Consider the following 25,787-nt stretch of genomic DNA (forward strand, 5'->3'; position numbering starts at 1 on the left):
TATATCAGCCACACGGGCGGAATGCACCGAGGATCGGGCCCAAGGGGATCAGCGGCCACGCAGCCGCTGGATCAGGGCGTCCGCGGCCTGACTGGTGAGACCCCATGCGACAGGCCTGTCGCCGAGATAGACGGTGAACGTGCCGTCCTGCGTCGCCTGTTTGGCAATGGATGCCATGAGCTGCCCTCCTCATGTGGTGGAATCCGGATCTCGAATCCGTTGTCGTCCATGATGAAATGGAAGGCGTCTCCGCTGGAAGATTAAATTATGGGCAGCGGCTTCCCGACGATGGAGCGAATCCTTGTGAACTAACGGATCCGAGCGCCGTTGCTGTCACGGCGAGGCGGGATCGGTTCATGAAGCTCTTCGAGTGTCAGGCATGCGGGCAGCCGCTCTATTTCGAAAACAGCCGCTGCGAGAGTTGCGGGCGGCGGCTCGGCTGCCTTCCGGCGATCCAGGAGATCAGCGCCCTCGAGCCGAAGGAGGGTCAATGGAAGCCACTGGCCGCGCCTGGATCGCGCGTCCGCTTCTGCAGAAATGCGGACCACGACGCCTGCAACTGGCTGATCCCGATGGAGGATGACCATCCCTATTGCACGGCGTGCAGACATAACCGCACGGTGCCGGATCTTTTCGTCGAGCGGAATCTCCGGCGCTGGCGCAGTCTCGAAACCGCCAAGCGGCGTCTGTTCTATACGCTTCTGAAACTGGATCTGCCGCTTGTCACCCGCGCCGAGGATCCGCAGGGGCTCGCCTTCGATTTCCTGGCCGATCCGGTGGAGAACTCACCCGACACTCCCTCGATCCTGACCGGGCACGACAACGGACTGATCACAATCAACATCGCCGAGGCGGACGATGCGGAAAGGGAGCGGCGGCGCCACAGCATGGGAGAGCCGTATCGGACGCTCCTCGGCCATTTACGGCACGAGATCGGCCATTATTACTGGAATGTTCTCGTCCGAAACGATCCGACCCTCGAACGTTTCCGCCAGATCTTCGGCGACGAGCGGCAGGATTACGGCGAGGCCCTGAAGGTCCATTATGCCAAAGGCCCGAAGGACGACTGGCAGGAGGAGTTCGTCAGCGCCTATGCCGCCTCGCATCCGTGGGAGGATTTCGCCGAGACCTGGGCGCATTATCTGCACATCGTCGACACCTTGGAAACGGCCGGCGCCTTCGGCATGAAGGTGCGCCCCAGGATTCGCCGCGGGCCCGAGCTCACGTCGGAGATCGATTTCGACCCCCATCGCGAGACGGACCTGAACCGGCTGGTCACCGCCTGGCTCCCGCTGACATTCGCGGTAAACTCCTTGAACCGCAGCATGGGGCAGCCCGATCTGTATCCTTTCGTCCTGCCGCCGGCGGTGATCGCCAAATTGTCTTTCGTCCACGACCGTATCCATGCATGGAGCGGGCGGCTGGCCGGGGAGAGGGATAGTCATCATGTCCTAAAGGCAGTGATCGGAGGGCTGAATTCCCGTATTGGAGCCCCACAATCTTCATAAGCTCCATTTGAGATCTTGCATGAAATGTTTAGGTATGAGTAGTTATCGTCTTGCCCTCAATGGTTGGGGGCGCTACGCCTAGAGCGTTTACGAAACTTGCGACTTAGAAGGCAGTCCTTATGGGCCGGGGTAACGATCACCGTGATCGCCGACGTCAGTTCGGCGGTCAACCCGAAGATCACTGGGGCGATTTCGCCCCACCACCACTATCTTATGAACGGCCCACGCGGCAGCCATCCTATCCATCGGCATCGGGACCCGAGACCGAGGCCAAGGTGAAATGGTTCAATCCTGACAAGGGCTTCGGCTTCGTCGAGATGACCGACGGCTCCGGCGAGGCCTTCCTGCATATCCGGCAGGTCGAAGCTGCGGGCCATACGGCTCTCGAGTCGGGCACGACCCTGATGATCAAGGTCGGCGCCGGCCAGAAGGGACCGCAGGTCCAGGAAATCGTCAGCGTCGATACCAGCACGGCCGAACCCGAGCCGCCGCGCGGTGCCCGTCCGCCGCGTCCTGCGCGTCCGGGTGGTCCCGGCGGCCAGTCCGGTGGGTTCTCGCCCCGTCCGAGCGGCGGCCCGCGGCCTGCCAGCGGTCCTCCGGATGTGCCGGCCACCGTCAAGTGGTTCGACTCGGTGAAGGGCTATGGCTTCGTCTCCGTCGAGGGTGAGAGCAAGGACCTGTTCCTGCATATCTCCGTCGTGGAGCGTGCCGGTCTCAGCCAGCTCGCACAGGGCCAAGCCGTTCGCGTCGCCATCGTCGAAGGTCGCAAGGGCCCCGAAGTCGGCGCGATCGAGATCGCCTGAGGCCTTCCGGCCGCTCCGCTTTTGAAAAATTCGGGGTCCACTGCGTCAGCAGTGGACCTCTTCGAATGCGCGTACCCACATCTCGCAGACCCCGGACCGCACGATATCGTTGAGGGTGAACTCGACGATCGGCACCGGCAGCATCTGCGACTTGATCAGGTGGATGACCGTGCGCAGGCCTGACGTCTCGCGCAGGTCGCACTGACTCACGTCCCCGTTAATCACCACCGTGCAGTCCTCGCCGATCCGGGTCAGGAAGGTCTTCATTTCGGCCGGAGTGGCGTTCTGAGCCTCGTCGAGAAGAATGAAGGCATCGCGCCAGGACCGCCCGCGCATCACTTCGAAGGGCACCATCTCGATATCGCCGTTCTTGACCGCGATCTCGTAGGCCGCCGCACCGATGCGCTCCTTGATGGCCTCGATGACGGGTGCCGCCCAGGGGCCGAACTTCTCCTCGAGCGTTCCCGGAAAGAAGCCGAGGGAGCGACCGCTCGGCACGTTGGGCCTGGTAAGAATGATCTTCCGAATCCGCCGTTGGCGGAACAGGTCCGCCGCGTAGGTGGCAGCGATCCAGGTCTTGCCGGTACCGGCGGGTCCCAGCACCACGACCTGGGCATTGCGTTTCAGAGCGTCGAGATAATCGTCCTGCGTTGCATTGAGCGGCTTGATGGGGGGAAGGCTGCGTTCGGCCTGGAACTTGGATCCGGTGAGGTCGAAGACCTGCGCTGTTTCAGTGGAGCGGCGGGTCTTGCGTCTCTGCTTCTCGTGATGCTTGCTCAATGACCAACTCCGGGGTTGAAACTGCGCATAGAGAAACTATCCAGGCGCCGCGCAGAGGCGTCTGGAGGCAAAATTCGCAAGAGAAGGGATGATGCCAGAGCGAGTGGAGGCGGGCGGTGGATTTCCGCGATCCAGAGTGTGAGGATCAACCTGCCTGCCCATCAAAGCCTGTTCTTCAATCTGCCAGTGGCAAACTATCTTTGATTCTGATGACAGTATTGCCGCTGCTACGCCTACCTGCGAGTCAAATGTTGAGGCAGCCTGCATGGTTCCAGGGCATAATCCCTCTGCAGTACCGAAGGGAGAAATAGCTGTGGATGGCTCGGAAGACGGATCTGCAAGGGGAGGTCGATCCAGGAAATCCTCGTCAATGCCGCCTGCCGGATGGTAAGGAAACCGCCTCAAAAAAGGGCAGTGCCATGATCGTCGTCTTCGGCTCCATCAATATGGATCTTGTCGCCAGGGTGGAGCGGATCGCCCGTCCGGGCGAAACCGTCCTGTCGCGCCGGGCCGACAGTTTCTTCGGCGGCAAGGGCGCCAATCAGGCCGTCGCGGCGGCGCGGGCAAGCAGCGGCGGCCCGATCCGGGTGGCCATGGCGGGCGCCATCGGCAAGGATCCGTTCGGTGAGGCCTGCCGTCAGAATCTCGAAGAGAACGGCATGGATGTCCGCGCCATCCGGGTGACGGACGAGCCGACCGGCTGCGCCTTCATCACCGTCGACGGCAGCGGCGAGAACGCGATCACCGTGGCGAGCGGCGCCAACATGGCCCTGCGCTCCGCCGATCTGCCAGACGACCTCCTGTCCAAGACCTCCGTGCTCGTGCTGCAGATGGAAGTCTCCATCGCGGAGAACCTGGAGGTCGCCGCCCGGGCGCGACGGGCGGGGGTGAAGGTCGTCTGGAACTTCGCCCCGGTGCCGCCTGTCAGGGAGCGCTCGGCCATGGCCGAACTCCTGGAGGTCACCGACGTGCTCGTGGTCAACGAGCATGAGGCGCTCGCCATCGCCGAGATCGTCGGCGAGCCTGCAGGAGACGATTATCTGAAGGCCGGGACCGCCATCGCCTGCTCCTTCGCGGCGACCTGCATCGTGACGGCGGGATCGCGGGGTGCCTTCGCCATTGCACCGGATGGGTCCCGGATCCAGGCGGCGGCCCGTCCGATCGTGCCGGTCGACACCACCGGCGCGGGCGATACCTTCGTCGGAGTGCTGGCGAACGGCGTCGCCGAGGGGCTGGAGATCGGGCAGGCCATGGAGCGGGCCTGCGCCGCCGCATCCCTGTCATGCCTCACTGCCGGCGCCCAAGCGGGAATGCCTGGCAGGGAGGCGCTTGAGCGCCACCTCGCTCAGGCCTGAGTGGCCGTCTCCGGGATTACCTTCGTCAGGCTGCCGGTTGCCGGGAAGAGCGGGATCAGGCAGGCCTGCAGGGCGTGATAGAGATCGGGCTTGCCGGTGAACAGGGTGGTGCCCGGCTCGAGGTCTTCCGTCAGCTCGGGCCGCCATCCGCCGTGGCGATGGTCGATCAGCTTGCTGTCCGCAAAGCCCCAGAGGGTGCGGTACCACTGCTCGTGGAAATCGTTCGGGCTATGCTCGTTCAGGAAGGCGGCGGCGCCGATGGCCTCGGCGCAGGGCCACCAGAGCTTCTGCGGCAGCCTCGGCTTGTCGTCCCAGTCGAGGGCGTAGAAGAAGCCGCCCTTATCCTTGTCCCAGCCCAGTTCGATGGATTGCCGGAACAACTCGCGCGCCGCCTCCGGCATCCAGGCATGACGCTTTCCGCCAAGCGTCCAAAGTTGGAGGACGAGGCGGGCCCATTCGAGCCAGTGGCCCGGCGTGGTGCCGTAGGGCCTGAACACGTCGTAGCCGCGATATTCCTTGTCGACGGTCCAATCGGCATGGAAGTGCTCGGCGACCCGATAACCGAGGGAGGCGGCATGGCGGCCGATGATCAGGCTCGCGATCCGCTCGGCCTTGTCGAGATAGGCCCTGTCGCCGGTGGCCTCGAAGGCGGCCATCAGGGATTCGGTCAGGTGCATGTTGGAGTTTTGGCCGCGATACTGGCTCAAGGGCTGCCAGTCGCGGGAGAATTCCTCGGTCACGGCCCCGTGCTGCTCTTCCCAGAAACGCTCTTCGAGAATCTGGGTGACATCCTCGATCAGGCGATCTGCCAGGAGATGCCCGACCACCTTCGCGCTCGAAGCCGCCAGCAGGACGAAGGCGTGCCCATAGGCCTGCTTGGTGTCGTCCTTCGGCCCGTCATCGTCGAGCGACCAGACATAGCCGCCGTTCTTGGCATCCCGATGGGCATTCCAGAGATATCTCATGCCATGATCGACGATCCGATCGCTGCCGGGGCGCCCGAGCAGGGTGCCGATGGCAAAGCAATGCACCATGCGGGTGGTGTTGTGGATCTGCCGGACCGGATTGGCGGTCTCGATGGGCTGTCCCGCATCGTCGAGATCGAAGAAGCCGCCAGCCGGGTTGATGATGCCGGCCTGGAAAAAGTCGAAGAGGTTGTTGGCCTGCGCCAGCAGCCATTTCCTGTGAAAGCGATTGGAGCGCCAGCTTGGGCCAAGCGGTGGGAGAACGGGTTGGAAGTTCGTCATCGTGGCATCCATTACGATCGGGCGCGGGCGGCCATGAAATGTTCGGCCTCGGCCCAGGACGGCGGATTTGCCCCCCTCCGCGTACAGACGATGGCGGCCGCCGCCGCCGCGAAATCAAGGGCAGCGGTGACCTGCTCGTCGGTGAGCGCCGCAACGCCTTGCGGCGTGAGCAGGTTGTTGGCATCGAGCCAGGACAGGAGGCCGGCATGGAACGTGTCGCCGGCGCCGACCGTGTCGACGACCTCGATCCTGGGGGCAGGGCGCTCCACGATCCTGTCGCCGAACGCCGCCAGAGGGCCCTTCTCGCCGCGCGTGACGATGACGAGCTTGGGGCCGCGCTGGAGCCAGGCGCGGGCTGCGGATGCGAGGTCGTGGGTGGAATAGAGAATCTCGATGTCCTCGTCGCTTGCCTTCACGATATCGGCATGGGCGAGCAGGCGCTCGAACCGCTCGCGGTAGGCCTTGAGATCGCCGACCACGCGCGGCCTCACATTCGGGTCGAGGGAGATCACGCGCGCTCCGGCTTCCCGGCGCAGCAGCGTCTCGATCGCACTGGCGATGGGCTCGACGCCGAGCGCGTAGGAGCCGGCAGCGATGGCGTTCACCTCGGGGGGCAATTGGGCGGGAAGCGCCTCGGGCGTGAGGGCGCGGTCGGCGCTGTTCGGCGCATAGAAGGAATATTGCGGCTGGCCCGATGCGCTCGTCGCCACCACGCTCAGCGTGGTGTAGTTCGGGCAGCGTTGGAGATAGGCCGGGCTCACGCCGGATTCCGCGAGCTTTTCCGCGAGGAAGGTGCCGAAGACGTCATCCGACAGGGTCGACAGGAAGGCGGCCGGGCGGCCGAGGCGGCCGATGCCGATGGCGACGTTGAACGGGGAGCCGCCTGCGATCGCCTCGGCCGGGAAGCCCGCCGGGGCGGGGGTACCGATAAACAGATCGATCAGGGCTTCGCCGGAAACCAGGATCATCGGAGAACTCCTGACAGGCAGAGAAGAAGCATTGCGGCGTCCAGACTAAGATGCGCTCTCCCGGCGTCAGACCGGAACGCGCTCGGCAACATCGGGCGGAACGGGCTCGGAGGGAAGCGCCGCGATCCGTTTCAGATCGCGCAGTACATGATCCAGCGACACGGGTCCACTGACGCCGCCGAAGCCGAAATAGAGCGTCCTGTAATGGGCGAAGAGCTTCTCGTAGACCGCGTGGGCGGCGGGATCCGGCTCGAAGGTGCGGAAGGGCAGGCAGATCGCGGCTTGAGCCGCGTCGAGGTCCGGATGCGATCCGGCGGCAAGGCTCGCGAAGATGCTGGAGCCGAGGCCGGTCGGGATGCCGTTCGGCACCAGAACCGGCCGGCCGAGCACATTGGCGTAGACCTGGTTCAGCACCGCATTGTGCTGCGGAATGCCGCCCGCATTGATCACCCGCTCCACCGGCACGCCGCCCTCGGCCATGCGCTCGAGGATGATGCGGGTGTGGAAGGCGGTGCCCTCGATGGCGGCAAACAGCTCGTCCTGGGCCGTGTGCAGCAGGTTCCAGCCAAGCGTGATGCCGCCGAGATCGGCCTTCACGAGCACCGTGCGGTCGCCGTTGTCCCAGGTCAGCCGCAGCAGGCCGGTCTGGCCGGCGCGGTATTGCTCGAGACCTTTCGAGAGTTCCTTGACGTTGGTGCTGGCGCGCCGGGCGATCGCCTCGAAGATGTCGCCCGTGGCCGAGAGGCCGGCCTCGATTCCCACGAGCTTGGGATCGACGCTGCCCGGCACGACGCCGCACACGCCCTGGATGAGGCTGGTCTCCTCGGCCATGGCGATGATGCAGGTCGAGGTGCCGACCACGTTGACCACATCGCCGACGCGGCAGCCGGCGCCGATCGCGTCCCAATGGGCGTCGAAGGCGCCGACCGGGATCGGGATGCCGGCCTTCAGGCCGAGCCGCTCGGCCCAATAGGGGGTGAGGTGGCCGGCAACGACGTCGGAGGTGACGTATTCGCCGGCGAGCTTGTCGCGGATGCCGTCGAAGAGCGGATCGACCTTGGAAAGGAAGTCCTGCGGGGGCAGGCCGCCCCAGCGCGGGTTCCACATCCATTTATGGCCCATGGCGCAGATGCTGCGCTTGAGACGGCGCGGATCGGTGACGCCGGTGAGCGTCGCTGCCACCATGTCGCAATGCTCCAGCGCCGTCACCAGCCGGTGGCGTTTTTCCGGGTTGTGACGCAGCCAGTGCAGCAGCTTGGAGAAGCCCCACTCGTGCGAATAGACGCCGCCGCACCATTGGATGGCCTCAAGCCCTTCCTCGTGGGCGAGCCGGGTGATCTCCTCGGCCTCGGATTTCGCACGGTGATCGCACCACAGGTAATATTCGTCGAGCGGCTCCAGGCCTTCGCCGACCATCACCACGCTCGAGCCGGTGGTGTCGATGGCGAGCGCCGCGACGTCGTCTCCCGTCACCCTGGCAGAAGCCAGGGCGCCGCGCATGGCGCGGGCAAGAGCGTCCATATGATCGGCATGGGCCTGGGTCGCGTAATCCGGGTTCTCGCGCCTGCGGTGAAGCGGGTACTCCGCCGTCGCAAGGCCGAGCGGGCCCTTGCGGTCGTCGACGAGGGTGACCCTGACGCTCAGAGTGCCGAAATCGACACCTGCTACAACCGCCATCTGTATCTCCCAAAACGGGGCGTATGCCGCTGACGATGATGCGCGCGGCTATTTCTTGTCCTGGCCATAGGTCGCCGTCGCCCCATGCTTGCGAAAATAGTGCCGGTCGAGCAGAGCCTGCGACACGCCCGGCGGTTCCGGCTGCAGCGAGAACGTATACATCGCCATGCGGGCCACCGCCTCCAGCACGACCGCGTTATGCACGGCGTCATCGGGCGTCTTGCCCCAGGCGAACGGGCCGTGCCCGGCGACGAGGGCTGCGGGGACCTCCATCGGATCGCGGTTGCCGAAGGCTTCCGTGATGGCGACGCCCGTGGCGCGCACGTAATCGTCCCTGATCTCCTCGGTGGTCAGCTGGCGGGTGATCGGCACCGGGCCGTAGAAATAATCGGCATGGGTAGTGCCAAGCGCCGGAATCGCGCGGCAGGCCTGCGCCCAGGCGGTGGCATGCTCCGAATGCGTATGCACCACGCCGCCGATGGTCGGGAACGACTTGTAGAGATGGACGTGGGTGTCGAGATCCGAGGAGGGACGCAGCTCGCCCCAGACGACCTTTCCGTCGAGATCGGTGACCACGAGGTCGTCGGCCTTCATGCGCTCGTAGGGGACGCCGCTCGGCTTGATGACGACGAGGTTGTCCCCCCGGCTGATGCCGCTGACATTGCCGAAGGTGTAAAGCACGAGCCCGCGGCGCACCACTTCCAGATTGGCTTCCAGAACCTGCTCGCGCAGCTGCTTCAACATCGGGGCGCCTCCTGAATGGAAAAACGGCGGCCACGGCTCGCGCCATGACCGCCGCAATTGAGACCGGCTTAGCGGGCGGCTGTCCAGCCCTTGTAATCCTTGATGTTGTCGGCGGTGATCAGCTTCGGATCGAGCAGGATCACGTTCTTCTCGGGCTTCTTGCCGTTCACGATGCCGGCGGCGAGCTCGTAGGACTGACCGGCCATGACGTAAGGATCCTGCGAGGCCGAGGCCTTGATCAGGGAGTTGCCCGACTTCAGCTCGGTCTCGATGTCCGGCGCCCCGTCGACCGCGGTGATGATGAACTCGTTGCGGTTGAGCTGCTTCGCCGCCAGGTTGATGCCGATGGCGGTCGGATCGTTGATCGCGAACACGGCATCGATCTTCGGGAAGCGGGTCAGCAGGCTCTGGCCGACGGCGAAGCCGCCTTCACGCGAGCCCTGAGCATTTTGGTCATCCGAAAGAATCTTGATGTCCGGGTGCTTGGAGAAGACGTTTTTGCATCCTTTCACGCGGTCCGTGATCGACGAGACCTGCGGGCCATTGATGATGAGCACATCGCCCTTTCCCTTGAGATGATCGGCGATGTACTGGCAGGCGAGCTCGCCGGCCTTGACGTTGTCGGTCATCACCGTCACGTCTGCGCCGGCCGCTGCCACGTCGAAAGCCGCCACGACCATGCCGGCGGCCTGGGCGCGCTTCACACTGGGCTCGATGGCCTTCGGGTCGACCGCATTGATCATGACGATGTCGGTGCCGGCGGCCGAGAAGTTGTCCATCTGCGTGAACTGCTTGTTCAGATCGTAATCCGCCGACACGGAGGTGATCTTCGCGCCGGGCGTGATCTCCTTCGCCTTGGCCTCGATGCCCTTGATGGTGGCGACGAAGAACGGGTTGCCGAGCAGGCCGACGGAGATGCCGACGTTCTTGACGTCCTTGGCGTAGGCCGGGGCTGCGAGAATGGCAGCGGCGGCAAGGCTGAGCGTGAGACGGGAAAGTGCCATAGGTTCCTCCAGATATCCTTTGCAGGTGTCTTTTGCAGGCGGCTTGTTGCCCCGCGATCCCCGGACCTTGCGCATGCTTCCGGGCGATCGCATATACGAGCGCCCGGAAAGGGCGCCGGTATTTCTTGATCAGGTGCGCGCCGATCCTTTCAGGCGATAGCGGTCGAGTGCCACGGCTCCGATGATCACGAGACCCTTGATGATGAACTGCCAGATGTCGGACACGCCCACGAGAATGAGGCCGTTCGTCAGGATGGCGATGATGAGCGCGCCGATCAGCGTGCCCCAGATCGAGCCGATGCCGCCCACGAAGCTGGTGCCGCCGAGGATGACGGCGGCGATGGCGTCGAGCTCGTAGGATTGTCCGAGCTGCAGGCCGTTCGCGGCGAAGAGGCGGGCGGCCGACATGACGCCGCCGAGGCCCGCCGCCAGCCCCGAGAAGGCGTAGACGAAGAGCAGGACCGCCCAGACCTTGATGCCGGTGAGCCGCGCCGCATCGGGGTTGCCGCCGACCGCGTAGATGTGAACGCCCAGCACCGTCCGCCTGAGAATGAACCAGGAAATCAGCACGACCGCGAAGGCGATCCAGACCAGCCAGGGCAGGCCGAACAGGGTGCCGTTGCCGATGAAGGCAAAGGGCAATTGCGGATTGAACTGGGTGGTGTCGCCGCCGAGCAGGCGCGCGAAGCCGCGCACGGCGGTCAACGATCCCAGGGTGACGATGAAGGGCGGCAGCTTCGCGAAGGCGATGAGCACCCCGTTGACGAGGCCGAGGCCGAGGCCCGCGAGCAGGGCGGCCGGAATGCCGAGCATGCCCCATTCGGGGATCAGGGAGCCCAGGATCGCCACCATCGCGGCGGCTGCCAGGATCGAGCCCACCGAAAGATCGATGCCGCCGGTCAGGATGACGAAGGTCATGCCGGCCGCGAGCACCGTGTTGATCGAGGCCTGCTGCATCACGATCGACAGGTTCTGGAAACTCAGGAACCGGCCGGACATGAGTTCGAACACGACGCCGAGGATGATAAGCACCGGCAGCATGCCGACCGCCTGCAGGGTGGAACGCCATGCAAGACGGCGCTTGAGGCTTTGAGACGCCGCATCGGCGCCCTTGGCTCCGGTCGTTTGCAGGCCTGCGCTGGTCTCATTCGGGGATGTCATTCGGCCGCTTCCCTTACGCCTGTCGCAATGGTGATGATGTTTTCCTGGGTCACCGGCGGATGACCGGCGCCTCCGACCTCGCCGGCAAGCCGGCCCTCGCGCATCACCAGCACGCGGTCGCAGATGCCGACGACTTCCGGCAATTCGCTCGATATGACGATCACGCCGACGCCGTTGCGGGCGAGGCTGTCGATCAGGCGGTAGATTTCGGACTTGGCGCCGATATCGACGCCGCGGGTCGGCTCGTCGAGGATGAGCACCTTGGGCTTGGTCTCGAGCAGGCGCGAGAGCAGGACCTTCTGCTGATTGCCCCCGGACAGGCTGCCGACGGGCACCACGTCCGCCGCGACGCGGATGCCGAGCGCCCGGATCGCTTCCGCGGCTCTACGCTTGCCGGACTTCAGGTTGAGGATGCCGCCCATGCGCGCGTCCCGCCAGAGCACGCTGACATTCACGTTCTCGCGGACGGTGAGATCGAGGAACAGGCCGAGATGCTTGCGGTCTTCCGTCAGGTAGACGACACCGGAATTGATCGAATCCTCCGGCCGATGGATCGACAGTCGCTTGCCCTGGAGGAATACCTCGCCGCTCGTGCGGGAATCGGCGCCGTAGATGAGGCGGGCGAGCTCCGTGCGCCCGGCGCCCACGAGGCCGGCGATCCCGAGAACCTCGCCCTCGTGCAGCTCGAACGAGCAATCGTGCACCCGAACGCCGTCGCCCATGTTGCGGACCGCGAACATGACGTGTCCACGGCTCTGGTGGGCGTCGTGCTCCTTCTTGTAGAACGAAGACAGATCGCGGCCGACCATCATCTGCACGAGACGCTCCGCCGAGATCTCGTCGCCGACGAGGGTGCCGACATAGGAGCCGTCGCGCAGCACCGAGACCCGCTCGGCAAGCTCGTAGATCTCGGCCATGCGGTGGCTGATATAGATGATGGCGAGCCCTTCCGCCCGCAGCTGCCGGATCAGCCTGAACAGCGCCTCCGTCTCGCGGGAGGAGAGGGAGGTGGTGGGCTCGTCCATCACCAGGATGCGCGAATCCGCGATGAGCGCGCGGGCGATCTCGACGAGCTGCCGCTCGGCCATCGACAATTCGCTGACCTTCGTCGTCGCCTTGAAGTGCACCCCGAGGCGCTCGAGGATGGCCTGACTGGCCTTCTCCATCGAACGGCGGTCGACCATCGGGCCGGACTTGTGCTCCCGCCCGAGCAGCATGTTCTCCGCCACCGAAAGGTTCGGCGCGAGCGAAAGCTCCTGATAGATGATCGAGATGCCGTGATGCCGTGCGGTCAGAGGACCGTCGATGGTGACATGCTGGCCGTTGATGCGGATCTCGCCGCCCGGATCGGCCTGATAGGCGCCGGACAGGATCTTCATCAGCGTCGATTTCCCGGCGCCGTTTTCGCCCATCAGCGCATGAATTTCACCGGGATAGACCGTCAGCGAGACGTTCGTGAGCGCCTTCACGCCCGGAAACGTCTTCGAGATGTCTTTCATTTCGAGGATCGGGGCGGATCCTGTCATGGGCGTTTCCCTAAAGACGGCTTATTGAAGCGGACGTTGTCGACTCTGACGCTTGTAGAACACATCATGCCAAAAGACCGGATGGCCAGACGGGATCGTGATTGCCGTAAATGTTTCAATACAATCGGGTTTCAATCCCTCCCTAATGAGTGTTGATAAGCGTCCACAGATTTTCCATTCCGGCACAATGATGCTCGTGCCGTCACCGCTATTTTTAGACGATACAAAGTATCTATTTGCGGATCAAATATCTCCGCCGCACTTCCTTTACGTGCGCACGAATTCCGGCTTGAGGGCGCGGTACAGGCTGCGGAATGCGTCGATCCGGGGGCGGTAGAGTTCGACGAGATCCGGCTGCGGATCGACGGTCTCGAGGATGCTCGGCGGGGTGCATACGGCTTCCGCCGCCTCGCCGGTCGCGGCGAGGCGTGCGAGGCGCGCTGCGCCGAAGGCCGGTCCCTTGTCGCTGCCCTTGTAGCGCACCATCGGGACGTTCAGGACGCTGGCGAAGATCTTGGCCCAGAAGACGCTGCGCGATCCTCCGCCGATCATGCCCGCATAGGCCAGCGGCGTGCCGGCCTGCTCGAGGCATTGCTTCGCATCGGCGAAACTGAAGGCGACGCCCTCCAGGACCGCCTGCACGAGATCCGTCTGCTGCGTCTCCGGCGAGAGCCCGAAGAAGACGCCGCGCGCGTAAGGATCGTTGTGCGGGGTTCGCTCTCCCGCAAGAAAGGGCAGGAAGAGGAGGCTGGACGGGGTGCGATAGGCGGCCTCCGTCTCGCGCAGAAGCTCGCCGATGTCTCGTTTCAGAAGGTTCGCGGCCCAGGCGAGGCAGCTCGCCGCGTTCAGCATGGCTGCCATCTGAAACCAGCGCCCGGGCACCGCGTGGCAGAAGGAATGCACCACCGCTTCGGGCGCCGGGCTGAACTCCCGTGTGGTGACGAAGAGCTGGCCGGACGTGCCGAGCGAGATGAAGGCCGATCCGTCCTCGATGGCGCCCAGGCCAACCGCGCCGGCAGCCGCATCGCCGCCACCGCCCGCGACGACGACATTGCCTTGCAGACCCCACTGCTGCGCGATCTCGCCACGCACGGTGCCCGAGGGCTGCGAGCCCTCGACGAGATCTGGCATATGAGCGCGGCTCAGGCCCGTTGCGGCCAGTGCCGCATCCGACCAGTCGCGCCTCGCCTCGTCGAGCCACCAGGTGCCGGCGGCATCGGACATCTCCGTCACGACCGCGCCGGTCAGTTTGAGACGGATGTAGTCCTTCGGCAGCATCACCTTGCGGATTGCGCGGAAGATCTCCGGTTCATGCCGCGCGACCCACAGCAGTTTCGGCGCCGTGAAGCCCGGCATGGGGATCACGCCCATGGCATGCGAGAGATCCGGGTGCTTGGCGCCGAGCTCCTGAGCCTCCCGGAAGGAGCGGCCGTCGTTCCAGAGAATCGCCGGGCGAAGAGGCTGTTCGTTCTCGTCGAGCAGAACCGCGCCGTGCATCTGCCCCGACAGGCCGATCCCGCGGATATCCGCGAATGCGGACGCATTCGTTACGCGCAGTTGCTCGACGGCTCTCTGCACCGCCTGCCACCAGGCCTCGGGGTCCTGCTCCGACCAGAGATCGTGCGGGCGGGAGACTTTTAGCGGGACATCCGCCTCGGCAACCGCATTCTGCCCGTCATCCACGAGAACCGCCTTCACGGCGGAAGTGCCGACATCGATGCCGAGATAATGAGGCACGCCCAAGCTCCCTGTTTGCTGCCGGCCAAGGACCACGCGGAAAGGGAGCATATAGCCCAGTCCGGCCGTCTAGGCATACAGGTGATAAAATCCAGAGGGCCGGCCATGAAAAAATCTCGTGGTCGAATTGTCGCCCGGATATTTAAACGGGATCGGCACGCCCCAAATAGTTCGGCATGTCTCAGAATGCCAAAAACCAGTCCGAGTTCACCCGTCCCGATGTACCGTCTTCGGCGGCCGCGCTGAGCGCTGCCGTACGACTGCATCTGGGAAAGCAATTACGTGCCCTCTACGGCGATCCCGCTGAGGACAAGCTGCCGCGCGATCTCGCGCGGCTCGCCGATCGCGTCGCGCAGGTCATCCGCGCCCATACGGAGCCGGTCGATCAGGTCTTCATCAACGGCGTGATGGATGCGCTGCCGAACCTGCGCGCCTTCGCTCTCTCGCTGACGGGCAAGGTCGATCAGGCGGAGGATCTGGTGCAGGATACGGTGCTCAAGGCGCTGACCAAGCAGGACACCTTCGAATCCGGCACGAACCTCCAGGCCTGGCTCTTCACGATCCTGCGCAACGGCTTCTATTCGACGCACCGCAAGACGAGCCGCGAGGTCGAGGACGGAGACGGGACGCATGCCGCAAGCATGATCGCGATCCCCGATCAGGAGGACAAGCTCGCGCTGCAGGATCTCTCGACCGCGCTCGATAAGCTGCCCCAGGAACAGCGCGAGGCCATCATCCTCATCGGTGCCGAAGGCATGTCTTACGAGGATGCGGCAGAGGCCCTCGGCGTGAAGGTCGGCACCATCAAGAGTCGCGTCAACCGCGCCCGCAACCGGCTTGCCGAACTGATGGGTACGACACGGTTCGACCACGACCACGCGGCGAGCGCCTGACAAGATCCTTTCCAAGATCCCTTTAATGAATGCACGGCGTACGCCTCACCATCATGTGAGCGGACGCCGTGTGTTCGTTCGCCTGCTTCCGCAGGGCCTTCTGGCCGGCCCATATGCACAAAATATCAGCGCTTCCGGACAGCATGTTCCTCGAACTTTTGCACCAGCTTCAAGGTTGAGCTTGTAGCTGGGTGGGCTCGCAATCGCTCTTCTGCCAAGGAGGGGAGCATGGAACACAGGCCTCTGTCCGAACTCAGTACCGTCGCCGACCTGAAGATCCACGAGGAGGCGAAGGCCCCGGTCGTCCTGTCGAAGCGGGAACGCCTGGACCGCTGGATCGAGCTTCTCGACAAAAGTCCCGACCGGGAGCTGAAGACCCTCGACGAGATCGAGTGGAAGCCCGAGGCCGAGCGGCGGGCGCTCCGCGCCGACGGGTCGGCCCTGACGATCGCCTATGCCGACCCGGTGCTGCGGACGGCCGGGCTTCTCAGCGACAGGTTCGGGGATGCGGTCGATTTCTTCCAGATCTCCGAGCACGACGCCCATATCGTCCTATGCTCGTGCCATGGCGGGGAGTCGATGCGTGCCGAGGAAGCGGCTCGCCGGGTCCGCGGGATCCGTTCGCCCAGCCTCTGGTCGCTCTATTTCGGCTGGTTTCGATAAGATCGGCCCGGCCCTGGCTCCACCGAGATGCCAGGGCCGGGCATAGGGGTGGTGCAGGCGCTCCCTCGCACTCAAGGGCGATTGTACCGCTCGCGCAGCCGCTCCACCTCGCGCTGCAACGCGTCGAGCCCGCGGGCGATGTCTTTCCCCATGCCCTCGACGATACCCGCATTGGCGGCCACATCCGGGCAATCGAGCGTTCCATCCCGGCGGTGCCGGGGCGCGATGCCGCCCTGCGGGGTCAGCAGATAGGCGCAGCCCGTATCCTCGTCCCGCCAGACGACGGGCTGTTCGAGCGCTGCGGCCGGACAGGCCGACAACACCGCAAGGGCAAGGCCGCACCATCGGACGGTCGTCTTCATGTCTCAACCTCCAGCTTCGAACCCTGTCGTCCAGGCAATGCCCGCCCGAGCGACCATGTTCCTGGGAGAAACTCTCACCTCATCCTGAGGAGGCGCGTAAGCGCCGTCTCGAAGGAGATTTCAGTGGTCTCTGGATCCTCCTTCGAGACGCAGACTACGTCTGCTCCTCAGGATGAGGGTTTGGAGAAAGCCAAGCAATGCGCTGGGCCTTGAGATCCTACCCGCTACCTTCCGTCAATTTGACTTCATGCCGGGTTTGGAGGACATGACGCGGCTTGATGGACCTGTGCCCGTGGGGAATCCTGTCGGGACGAAGGCTTGTTGCCGCCTCCGGAGTGATTGATGGACGGTTCTGTCCCCCAGCAGCGGATGTCTCTGCGCCACCTATCCGTGGCCCAGCTGACGAACGTCGTCGAGCGGAGCCATGCCCGCCTGTGCGCGGTTCTCGTGCTGCTGTCGCTCGTCTGCTTCCTGCCGGGCTTCACTTCCCTCCAGCCCATGGACCGGGACGAGCCGCGCTATGCGCAGGCATCCAAGCAAATGCTGGAGACAGGGGATTTCGTCGATATCCGCTTCCAGGACGAGGCGCGGCACAAGAAGCCTGTCGGCATCTACTGGATGCAGAGCGCCAGCGTCGCCATCGGCCAGGCGCTCGGCGTTCCCGAGGCGCACACCACCATCTTCCTCTATCGGCTTCCATCCCTGTTCGGCGCCATCGCAACGGTTCTGCTGACCTATTGGGCGGCTTTGGCCTTCTTCGGGAGGCGAGGGGCCTTCCTGACCGCGGCGCTCATGGCGACCTGCGTCATCCTGATGGTCGAGGCGCGGCTCGCGAAGACCGATGCCATGCTGACGGCCTGTTCAGTGGCGGTGATGGGCGGGCTGGCCCGGGCCTATCTGAGCCGAGGTGCGGGCGTGCTTCCGCGGCGGGCGCTGCTGATCTTCTGGACGGGCTTTGCTCTTGGAGTCCTCATCAAAGGACCGCTGATCCTGATGTTCGCGGGCCTAACGGCCGCGGTTCTCTGCTATAGGGAGCGCTCAGCACGCTGGCTCCTCACCCTGCGGCCGGGGCTCGGCGCCCTCTTCACCCTGGCGGTCGTGCTGCCCTGGTTCGTCGCCATCGCGCTCAAGACCGGTGGCGCCTTCTATTCCGAGGCCGTCGGCCACGATATGCTCGGCAAGGTCGGCACTGCCCAGAAATACCACTGGGCCCCGCCAGGCTTCTATCTGATCTCGTTCTTCGCCACCTTCTGGCCCGGCGCCATCCTGGCGGCCATTGCGGTGCCGTTCGCCTGGATCCACCGCCGCGAGGAGACGGTGGCCTTTGCGCTGGCCTGGATCGTGCCGTCCTGGATCGTCTTCGAGGCGGTGCCGACCAAGCTGCCCCATTACACGCTGCCCCTGCTTCCGGCGGTTGCGATCCTTACCGTCATGGCCATCGCGCGGCACTTCGTCGGTCCCCATCGGCCGGCGGCCAAGCTCGCTACGATCCTGATCCCGTTCATCCCGGTCGGCCTCACCATCGGCCTGTCGGCGGTCGGCTGGACCTTCGATGGGATGGTGCCTTTCCGCGCCCTGCCGGCGCTCGTGATCTCCTCGCTCCTCGCGCTTTGGGCCTGGTGGCTTTTCGTGAAGAACCGGATGGTCCCGACCCTCTGGGTGAGCTTCGCCTCGGCGGCCTTCCTCTCCATCGGCGTCTTCGGTTTCGCCCAGCTCGACCTGCGCTCGCTCAAGGTGTCGGATCGTCTTGCCGAGGTCGCCCGCAACGTGCCCTGCGAGAGCCCGCAGGTCGCGACCCTCGGCTATCGCGAGCCCAGCCTGGTCTTCCTGACCGGTACGAATCTCGACATGGTCGAAACCGGGGCCGAGGCCGCCGCATTCCTGCGCTCTGGCGGCTGCCGGGTCGTCTTCGTGGAAAAGCGCTTCGAGGGCGAGTTCCGGGCGGAGAACGAGCGCCTGAAGCAGCAGCCCGTGCTCTCGACCCGGGTTCAGGGATTCAATATCAACAGTGGGCGGCGGGTCGATATCGCGGCCTATGCAACGGGCTTCTAAGGCCCGGCTCGCCTTTCGAAGGGGTGGCCAGCGATGGCCGTAGCCGATGACTGAATTTTCCCCGGGGCCTCGCGTCAGCGTCGTGGTCCCTGTCAAGAACGAAGCGCTCAACATCCTCCCCCTGGTGGAGGAGATCGAACGCGCCTGCGCGCCGCTGGGGCCCTTCGAAGTGGTCTATGTGGACGACGGCTCGACCGATGCGACCGTCGAGCAGGTCCTGAGCGCCCGGGCAACGCGGCCGTGGCTGCGCCTCGTCCGGCATGAGGCGAGCTGCGGCCAGAGCGCGGCGGTACGCACCGGCGTCCATGCCGCGCACGGCCCCATCGTCGTGACTCTGGACGGCGACGGGCAGAACGATCCGGCCTTCATCCCGCAACTGGTGGCGGCCCTCGACGACCCGTCGGTCGCTTTGGTGGCCGGACAGCGGGTCGGCCGCAAGGACGGCGCCTACAAGAAGTGGCAGTCCCGCATCGCCAACGGGGTGAGGGGGCGGATTTTGAAGGACGGGACGCGGGATACGGGCTGTGGCCTGAAGGCGTTCCGCCGCGACGTCTATCTCCGGCTGCCCTATTTCGACGCCCTGCACCGCTTCATGCCCGCCCTGGTCAAGCGCGAGGGGCACCGGATCGCTCATGTGGACGTGGTCGATCGGCCGCGGCATGCCGGGCGCTCCAATTATGGTATGTTCGACCGGCTTTGGGTCGGCATCCTTGATTTAGCCGGAGTCTGGTGGTTGATCCGCCGCCGCCGCCGCGTTCCCGCAGCTCAGGAAATCGTCTGATGTTGATGCGCCTTTCCCACGATCTGGGACTTTATTTCTACGATCTGGTCGTTGCCCGGTTCGATCTCTGGGCGGCCTTCGGCGTGATCGCCCAGTTCGTGTTCGGCGCCCGCTTCCTCGTGCAGTGGATCGCGAGCGAGAAGGCGGAAAAGAGCGTCATCCCGGTCGGGTTCTGGATTCTGTCGATCTCCGGCGGCCTGATGACCCTGATCTACGGCTTTGCCCGCAGCGACATCGTGATCATTCTCGGCCAGGCCTTCTCGATCTTCATCTATATCCGCAACCTGATGCTGATCGCCAAGGAGAAGAAGAAGGCGGAAGGCGCCGTCGTCTCCGGCTCGGAGGTCGAAGCTTCGGCGGGATAAGGACGGCCGAAGCGTCAAATTCCTCAAGCTGCCCGAGTATCCGTCTCCCGCAGCCGTGCGAAACCGGCGTCGAGATCGCGCTTGAGATCATCCAGTTCTTCCAGCCCGATATGGAAGCGCAGCGCATGTCCGCCGGGCTCCCATCGGGTCGCCGTGCGGTAGGTTGCGCAGTTGAACGGGATCACGAGGCTCTCGAACCCACCCCAGGAATAACCCATCCCGAACAGAGCCAGACCGTCGAGCATGGCCGCGAGCGCCTGGTCGGAGCAGGGCTTGAGGATGATCGAGAACAGGCCCGACGAGCCCTTGAAGTCGCGCTTCCAGATGGCGTGGCCGGGATAGCTCTCGAGGGCCGGATGCAGCACCCTGGCCACTTCCGGTCGCGCTTCGAGCCAGCGCGCCATCTCGAGCGCCTGCTTCTCGTGCTCCCGCAGGCGCAGCGCCATGGTGCGCAGGCCCCTCAATCCCAGGAAGACGTCTTCCGGACCCGGACACATGGCAAAGGAATCGTAGGTGTCGCGCAGCGCCTTGAAGCAGCGCTCGTTGGCCGAGACCATGCCGAGCAGGAGGTCGGACCCGCCGCTGAGATACTTCGTGCCGGCCTCGATGGCGATGTCCACGCCGCGTTCGTGCGGCGGGAAGAGCAGGGGGGTGGCCCAGGTATTGTCCATCAGGACCACGGCCCCGTGCCGGTGTGCCACCTCGGCAATGGCGGGAATGTCCTGCATCTCAAGCGATTGTGATCCGGGGGCTTCCGTCAACACCGCGGCGGTGTTCGGCCGGATCAGAGCTTCGATCCCGGCGCCGATCTGCGGATCGTAATAGGTGGTTTCCACACCAAATTTCTTCAGCACGCCGTTACAGAAGTGACGTGTCGGCAGGTAGACCGAATCCGTCACCAGCAGGTGATCGCCGGACTTGAGGCAGGACATCAGTCCGAGCGTCACCGCGGCCAGACCCGACGGGGCAAGGACGGTGCCTGCCGCGCCGGTCAGCTCGGTCCAGGCCGTTTCAAGGGAATTCGTGGTCGGAGTCCCTTTCGTTCCATAGGAATAGCGGCCGCGCCGGTGCAGGAGATCGTCGGTCGTCGGGTACAGGACCGTGGAGCCGCGATAGATCGGCGTGTTGATGAAGCCGTACTGGTCGAACGGCTCCCGTCCGGCATGAACGAGACGGGTGCGTTCGGATATATTTTGGGGCTTTGGGGGGAGTTTTGACATTGCTTCAAGGGCTTGCTGAGGAGGTCACGATCTGAAACCGGGCAGGCCCTGCCGTCAAGTCAGGCAAGAAATGCCTTCCATCAAGACTTGACCAGTGATTAATCATGGAATGTGATGGATCTCGATGCCGCCTCAACCGAGGTGGCGCGGAACGGTCTATTCGGGGCTCGGCTGGGGGGTAATAACCATAAACGGTCGAGCCATGTCGAACTATTGGGAGAAGATACCAACATGAAAAAGGCTCTCGTATCGATTGCCTTCGGCCTGACGGCCAGCCTGTTCGCAACGGGTGCCTCGGCCCAGGCCACGCTCAACAGCGTGAAGCAGAAAGGCTTCCTGACCTGCGGCTCGAACACGGGTCTTGCCGGCTTCGGCCAGCCTGACGCGCAGGGTAACTGGACCGGCCTCGACGTCGATTTCTGCCGCGCCATCGCTGCGGCCATCTTCGACGACCCGACCAAGGTTCGCTTCATTCCGCTCGCCGCCAAGGACCGCTTCACCGCGCTCCAGTCGGGCGAAGTGGACGTCCTGGCCCGCAACTCGACCGCGACGATGTCGCGCGAGACGCAGCTCGGCCTCGACTTCCCGGCCATCAACTATTACGACGGCCAGGGCTTCATGGTCCGCAAGAAGCTCGGCGTTGCCTCCGCCAAGGAGCTGAACGGCGCATCGATCTGCACCCAGCAGGGCACCACGACCGAGCTCAACCTTGCCGACTACTTCCGTGCCAACAACATGAAGTACGAAGTGGTGGCTTTCGCGACCTCGGACGAGACGTTCAAGGCCTATGACGCCGGCCGCTGCGACGCCTTCACCACGGACGCCTCGGGTCTCTACGCCGAGCGCCTGCGCGCCTCGGCCCCGGACGATCATATCGTCCTGCCCGAGATCATCTCCAAGGAGCCGCTTGGCCCGGCAGTCCGCCATGGCGACAACCAGTGGGGCGATATCGTCCGCTGGACTCACATGGCCATGCTGAATGCCGAAGAGCTCGGTGTGACCAAGGCCAATGTCGATCAGATGAAGACCTCCGACAACCCGGAGATCAAGCGTCTTCTCGGCACGGAAGGCAAGTTCGGTGAGGCCACCGGCCTGACCAACGACTGGGCTGTGCGCATCATCAAGCATGTGGGCAACTACGGCGAGTCCTTCGAGCGGAACGTCGGCGAAGGCTCGCGTCTGAAGATCAAGCGCGGTCAGAACGCCCAGTGGACCAAGGGCGGCCTGCAATACGGCATCCCGGTTCGCTAAGCGACCACTGAAAACAGGGCGTCCGGATATTCCGGGCGCCCTTCGACAATAACAAGAAATGCCGCCCGTTCATGAAACTCCACAGGAGCATGAGCAGGGGAGGACGGCCCGGTATAAAATAAGAATAGCCGTCAGAGGTGAACTCAGTGCAGACCGTTGTCAGTCAGACATCGCCCCCCAAAAAATCGTTTCTGTACGATCCGAAGGTTCGTGGAATCTTCTACCAGGTCGTCCTCGTCGCCGCGATCGTCTTCCTCTTCTATGTGGCCGCGACGAATGCCATCGAAAACCTGCAGCGCGCCAAGATCGCCTCAGGCTTCGGCTTCCTGAACAACACGGCCGGCTTCGATATCAGCCAGACGCTGATCCAGTTCAGCGCAGCCGGCGGAACCTATGGCGATGCCTTCATCGTCGGCTTGCTCAACACCCTGCTCGTCTCGGCGATCGGCATCTTCTTCACGACGATCCTCGGCTTCGTCATCGGCATCGCGCGCCTGTCCAAGAACTGGATGGTGGCGAAGGTGGCGATGGTCTATGTCGAGGTGCTGCGCAACATTCCGCTGCTGGTGCAGTTGCTGTTCTGGTACATCGCCGTTCTCGGCACGCTGCCGCAGCCGCGCAACTCGCTCGAGATGGGTGCCGGCTTCTACCTGAATTCCCGCGGCCTCTTCATGGCGAAGCCCCTCTGGGGCCCCAATATCTCGATCCTCGTCACCGTTCTCGTGATCGGACTCGTCGGCACGTTCCTGTATCGCCGCTGGGCCAGGAAGCAGCAGGAGCAGACCGGCCGGCAATCTCCGGTCGGCAAGGTCACCCTTGCCTTGGTTTTCGGCCTTCCGATCCTGACCTGGATCGTACTGGCGCTCATCGGCGCCAACCCCATCACCTTCGAAATGCCGCGCAAGGGCACGTTCAACCTGACCGGGGGCATGCAGATCCTGCCGGAATTCGTGGCGCTGCTTCTCGGCCTCGTCACCTATACCGCAGCCTTCATCGCCGAGGTCGTCCGCGCGGGCATCCTCGCGGTCTCGAAAGGGCAGACGGAGGCCGCAGGCTCCCTCGGCCTCACCCCGGGCCAGACCCTGCGCCTCGTGGTGATCCCGCAGGCCATGCGCGTCATCATTCCGCCGCTGACGAGCCAATACCTGAACCTGACGAAGAACTCGTCCCTCGCCGTCGCCATCGGCTATCCCGACCTCGTGCAGGTGTTCATGGGAACGGTGCTGAACCAGACGGGCCAGGCCATCGAGGTCGTCGTCATCACCATGGGCGTCTATCTGACGATCAGTCTCGTGACCTCCTTCGTCATGAACATCTACAATCGCCGCGTGGCGATCATCGAACGGTAGGAGATCCTATGAGCACCGCCGTCGATATGCCCCGTTTCGTCCGCGCCAAGGAGGTGGATGCGCTGCCTCCGCCCAATCTGGCCCGCGGCCCCATCGCCTGGGTTCGGGAAAACCTCTTTTCCGGCACCTTCAACACGATCCTGACGCTGGTGGTGTTCTACCTCCTCTACATCATCGTTCCGCCGCTCCTGAAGTTTCTCGTCATCGATGCGGTCTGGACCGGCACCGACCGGGCGGCCTGCCGCGCCGATTCCGGCGGCAGCGAGAGCGGCGCCTGCTGGGCCTTCATCTGGGACAAGCTGAACTACTTCATCTACGGCTCCTACACGATCTCGGAGCGCTGGCGGGTCAATATCTTCTTCGCTCTGCTCGCCCTCGGCGTGGTCTGGCTGCTCTGGCTGAAGGCGCCGCGCCGCGATCTCGGAGCGGTGTACTTCTTCTGGATCTTCCCGGTCCTCTCCTACGTTCTCCTGACCGGCGGCAATGCGGATCTCGGCGTCCGCTTCTGGCTCGGCTTCGCCATCTTCGCAGCGCTCGTGATCGCGCTCTTCGCGTTCTTCGCCGCATTGCTGAAGACTGCCATGCGCCCGGCGCTCATCATGGGCGGAGGCATCGTCGCAGTGGTCGGCGTCACCCTGGCGCTGATCGACATCGATTTCGGCCTCGCCCATGTGCCGACCTCCCTGTGGGGCGGCATCCTCGTCACCCTGCTGGTGGCGACGGTGGGCATCGTGGTCTCGCTGCCCTTCGGCATCGTTCTGGCGCTCGGGCGGCGCTCGAAACTGCCGATCGTGCGGATGGCCTCGGTGATCTTCATCGAGTTCGTGCGCGGCGTGCCGCTCATCACGGTGCTGATCATGGCGAACACCATGCTGCCGCTCTTCCTGCCCGGCGACATGACCGTGGACCGTCTTCTGCGGCCACTGATCGGCACCGCGCTCTTCGCCTCCGCCTACATGGCCGAGGTGGTGCGCGGCGGCCTCCAGGCCATGCCGAAGGGACAATATGAAGGCGCGATGTCGCTCGGTCTCAACTATCCGCAGATGATGACCCTGATCATCCTGCCGCAGGCCCTGCGGATCGTGATTCCGGGTATCGTGAACACCTTCATCGGCCTGTTCAAGGATACGTCGCTGGTGGCGATCGTCGGCATCTTCGATCTCGTGAAGACCATCGAGGCCTCGCGCATTGACCCGGCCTGGGCGGCGCCCACCATCGGACTCACGGGCTATGCCTTCGCAGCCCTGTTCTACTTCATCTTCTGCTTTGGCATGTCGCGCTATTCGCTCGGCGTCGAGCGGCGTCTTGCAGCTGGTCAGAAACGGTAATCATCCATGGCAACGACACTTTCTCCCCAACAGATCCGCTCCGTCGACACCGACGCGAACGCCGAAGCCGCCGTGCAGATGCTCGATGTGCACAAGTGGTATGGCGAGTTCCATGTTCTGCGGGACATCAACCTGAACGTTCGCCGCCGCGAGCGCATCGTGATCTGCGGCCCATCCGGCTCCGGCAAGTCCACGATGATCCGCTGCATCAACCGGCTCGAGGAGCACCAGAAGGGCCGCATCATCGTCGACGGCACGGAGCTCACCAACGACCTGAAGCGCATCGACGAGGTGCGCCGCGAAGTCGGCATGGTGTTCCAGCACTTCAACCTCTTCCCGCACCTGACCATTCTCGAGAACTGCACGCTCGCCCCGATCTGGGTGAAGAAGATGCCCAAGAAGGAGGCGGAAGAGGTCGCGATGCACTACCTGAAGCGGGTCAAGATCCCGGAGCAGGCGAACAAGTATCCGGGCCAGCTCTCCGGCGGTCAGCAGCAGCGCGTGGCGATCGCCCGCTCGCTGTGCATGAGCCCGAAGATCATGCTGTTCGACGAGCCGACCTCGGCCCTCGACCCCGAGATGGTGAAGGAGGTGCTCGACACCATGGTGGGTCTCGCAGAGGAGGGCATGACCATGCTCTGCGTGACGCACGAGATGGGCTTCGCCCGTCAGGTCGCCGACCGGGTGATCTTCATGGATTACGGGCAGATCGTGGAGATGAACACCCCGGAGGAGTTCTTCAAGAATCCGCAGCACGAGCGCACCAAGCTCTTCCTGTCCCAGATCCTGCACTGAGCGGAACCGAGCGGATTGCAAAAGGCCCCGGCGTGATCCGGGGCCTTTTGCATTCGATAAAGGAGCACGCCCTGCACATGTTTCCCTCCCCCTTGCGGGTAGGGGTAGGGGTGGGGGTCGTTCGACGGGGTGAGAGATTGATCGAGTCGGATGCTGTAGCGACCGCTGATCTCTCTGAATGAAGCGCATCGCTTCGACTTTGCGACCCCCACCCTCGA

General features: G+C 64.2%; 24 protein-coding genes. 12 read left to right on the top strand and 12 right to left on the bottom strand.

What is annotated here, in order from left to right:
• Positions 1-48: 48 nt before the first annotated feature.
• Positions 49-177, bottom strand: coding sequence for a hypothetical protein (locus tag BB934_RS50270; RefSeq protein WP_257792366.1), 129 nt, complete (start codon positions 175-177; stop codon positions 49-51).
• A gap of 179 nt (positions 178-356) precedes the next feature.
• Between BB934_RS50270 and BB934_RS25630 the strand changes: the two genes are divergently transcribed.
• Together BB934_RS25630 and BB934_RS50465 are read left to right on the top strand one after the other, a co-directional pair.
• The gene (locus BB934_RS25630) at positions 357-1,508 is read left to right on the top strand and encodes a zinc-binding metallopeptidase family protein (RefSeq protein WP_099513216.1); all 1,152 of its coding nucleotides are present in this window, start codon (positions 357-359) and stop codon (positions 1,506-1,508) included.
• 275 nt (positions 1,509-1,783) lie between these two features.
• On the top strand, positions 1,784-2,311 hold the full coding sequence (locus BB934_RS50465) for a cold-shock protein (protein WP_335645594.1): 528 nt from the start codon (positions 1,784-1,786) through the stop codon (positions 2,309-2,311).
• Positions 2,312-2,356: 45 nt separating this feature from the next.
• Here the strand turns inward: BB934_RS50465 and BB934_RS25640 are convergent, their stop codons facing one another.
• On the bottom strand, positions 2,357-3,091 hold the full coding sequence (locus BB934_RS25640; RefSeq protein ID WP_418294722.1) for a PhoH family protein: 735 nt from the start codon (positions 3,089-3,091) through the stop codon (positions 2,357-2,359).
• Between the two features lie 317 nt (positions 3,092-3,408).
• On the opposite strand from BB934_RS25640, the gene BB934_RS25645 reads away from it, so the two are divergent.
• Positions 3,409-4,446 (top strand): ribokinase, encoded by a 1,038-nt coding sequence (locus BB934_RS25645; RefSeq protein WP_335645595.1) that lies wholly within the window; start codon positions 3,409-3,411, stop codon positions 4,444-4,446.
• On the opposite strand, the gene BB934_RS25650 is transcribed toward BB934_RS25645, so the two are convergent.
• From BB934_RS25650 to xylB, 8 genes are all read right to left on the bottom strand, one after another.
• Positions 4,437-5,693 carry an AGE family epimerase/isomerase gene (locus BB934_RS25650; RefSeq protein WP_099513218.1) on the bottom strand — a complete coding sequence of 419 codons (1,257 nt, stop codon included), beginning with the start codon at positions 5,691-5,693 and terminating at the stop codon, positions 4,437-4,439. The two genes, BB934_RS25645 and BB934_RS25650, sit on opposite strands and share 10 nt — an antisense overlap.
• An 11-nt stretch (positions 5,694-5,704) precedes the next feature.
• On the bottom strand, positions 5,705-6,661 hold the full coding sequence (locus BB934_RS25655) for a carbohydrate kinase family protein (protein ID WP_099512210.1): 957 nt from the start codon (positions 6,659-6,661) through the stop codon (positions 5,705-5,707).
• Positions 6,662-6,727: 66 nt separating this feature from the next.
• Complete coding sequence (locus tag BB934_RS25660) at positions 6,728-8,338, bottom strand: ribulokinase (protein WP_099512211.1); 1,611 nt, start codon at positions 8,336-8,338, stop codon at positions 6,728-6,730.
• 48 nt (positions 8,339-8,386) lie between these two features.
• Positions 8,387-9,082, bottom strand: a complete 696-nt coding sequence (locus tag BB934_RS25665; protein ID WP_099512212.1) for an L-ribulose-5-phosphate 4-epimerase — start codon at positions 9,080-9,082, stop codon at positions 8,387-8,389.
• Positions 9,083-9,150: 68 nt separating this feature from the next.
• On the bottom strand, positions 9,151-10,086 hold the full coding sequence (locus BB934_RS25670; protein WP_099512213.1) for an ABC transporter substrate-binding protein: 936 nt from the start codon (positions 10,084-10,086) through the stop codon (positions 9,151-9,153).
• Positions 10,087-10,215: 129 nt separating this feature from the next.
• Positions 10,216-11,247, bottom strand: a complete 1,032-nt coding sequence (locus tag BB934_RS25675; RefSeq protein WP_099512214.1) for an ABC transporter permease subunit — start codon at positions 11,245-11,247, stop codon at positions 10,216-10,218.
• Positions 11,244-12,773 carry a sugar ABC transporter ATP-binding protein gene (locus BB934_RS25680; protein ID WP_099512215.1) on the bottom strand — a complete coding sequence of 510 codons (1,530 nt, stop codon included), beginning with the start codon at positions 12,771-12,773 and terminating at the stop codon, positions 11,244-11,246. The genes BB934_RS25675 and BB934_RS25680 overlap by 4 nt, the downstream gene beginning before the upstream one ends.
• Before the next feature lie 267 nt (positions 12,774-13,040).
• Positions 13,041-14,510: a xylulokinase gene (gene xylB / locus BB934_RS25685; RefSeq protein WP_099513220.1), complete on the bottom strand. Its 1,470-nt coding sequence runs from the start codon at positions 14,508-14,510 to the stop codon at positions 13,041-13,043.
• 176 nt (positions 14,511-14,686) lie between these two features.
• Between xylB and BB934_RS25690 the strand changes: the two genes are divergently transcribed.
• Entirely contained in the window at positions 14,687-15,403 is a 717-nt protein-coding gene (locus BB934_RS25690) for a sigma-70 family RNA polymerase sigma factor (RefSeq protein WP_099512216.1), read from the top strand.
• Positions 15,404-15,631: 228 nt separating this feature from the next.
• Positions 15,632-16,066 (top strand): hypothetical protein, encoded by a 435-nt coding sequence (locus BB934_RS25695; protein ID WP_099512217.1) that lies wholly within the window; start codon positions 15,632-15,634, stop codon positions 16,064-16,066.
• 71 nt (positions 16,067-16,137) lie between these two features.
• Here the strand turns inward: BB934_RS25695 and BB934_RS25700 are convergent, their stop codons facing one another.
• Positions 16,138-16,428, bottom strand: coding sequence for a hypothetical protein (locus BB934_RS25700; protein ID WP_099512218.1), 291 nt, complete (start codon positions 16,426-16,428; stop codon positions 16,138-16,140).
• Positions 16,429-16,770: 342 nt separating this feature from the next.
• On the opposite strand from BB934_RS25700, the gene BB934_RS25705 reads away from it, so the two are divergent.
• From BB934_RS25705 to BB934_RS25715, 3 genes are read left to right on the top strand one after another with little or no spacing between them, the layout of a single operon-like run.
• Positions 16,771-18,480 carry an ArnT family glycosyltransferase gene (locus tag BB934_RS25705; protein WP_099512219.1) on the top strand — a complete coding sequence of 570 codons (1,710 nt, stop codon included), beginning with the start codon at positions 16,771-16,773 and terminating at the stop codon, positions 18,478-18,480.
• 46 nt (positions 18,481-18,526) lie between these two features.
• A complete protein-coding gene (locus BB934_RS25710; RefSeq protein ID WP_099512220.1) occupies positions 18,527-19,261 on the top strand; it encodes a glycosyltransferase family 2 protein in 735 nt (244 codons plus the stop codon).
• Positions 19,261-19,626 (top strand): lipid-A-disaccharide synthase N-terminal domain-containing protein, encoded by a 366-nt coding sequence (locus BB934_RS25715; RefSeq protein ID WP_099512221.1) that lies wholly within the window; start codon positions 19,261-19,263, stop codon positions 19,624-19,626. Before BB934_RS25710 ends, BB934_RS25715 begins: the two co-directional genes overlap by 1 nt.
• A 23-nt stretch (positions 19,627-19,649) precedes the next feature.
• On the opposite strand, the gene metC is transcribed toward BB934_RS25715, so the two are convergent.
• Entirely contained in the window at positions 19,650-20,846 is a 1,197-nt protein-coding gene (gene metC, locus BB934_RS25720) for a cystathionine beta-lyase (protein WP_099512222.1), read from the bottom strand.
• Between the two features lie 231 nt (positions 20,847-21,077).
• Here metC and BB934_RS25725 point away from each other — a divergent pair, with 231 nt between their 5' ends.
• The 4 genes from BB934_RS25725 (at position 21,078) to BB934_RS25740 (ending at position 25,569) form a co-directional block, all read left to right on the top strand.
• Positions 21,078-22,097 carry an amino acid ABC transporter substrate-binding protein gene (locus BB934_RS25725; protein ID WP_099512223.1) on the top strand — a complete coding sequence of 340 codons (1,020 nt, stop codon included), beginning with the start codon at positions 21,078-21,080 and terminating at the stop codon, positions 22,095-22,097.
• Between the two features lie 146 nt (positions 22,098-22,243).
• A complete protein-coding gene (locus tag BB934_RS25730) occupies positions 22,244-23,446 on the top strand; it encodes an amino acid ABC transporter permease (protein ID WP_099513221.1) in 1,203 nt (400 codons plus the stop codon).
• A gap of 8 nt (positions 23,447-23,454) precedes the next feature.
• Complete coding sequence (locus tag BB934_RS25735) at positions 23,455-24,774, top strand: amino acid ABC transporter permease (RefSeq protein ID WP_099512224.1); 1,320 nt, start codon at positions 23,455-23,457, stop codon at positions 24,772-24,774.
• Positions 24,775-24,852: 78 nt separating this feature from the next.
• Positions 24,853-25,569, top strand: coding sequence for an amino acid ABC transporter ATP-binding protein (locus tag BB934_RS25740; RefSeq protein WP_099513222.1), 717 nt, complete (start codon positions 24,853-24,855; stop codon positions 25,567-25,569).
• The last annotated feature ends 218 nt before the right edge of the window (positions 25,570-25,787 follow it).

It is taken from the genome of Microvirga ossetica (assembly GCF_002741015.1).
Classification (GTDB): domain Bacteria; phylum Pseudomonadota; class Alphaproteobacteria; order Rhizobiales; family Beijerinckiaceae; genus Microvirga; species Microvirga ossetica.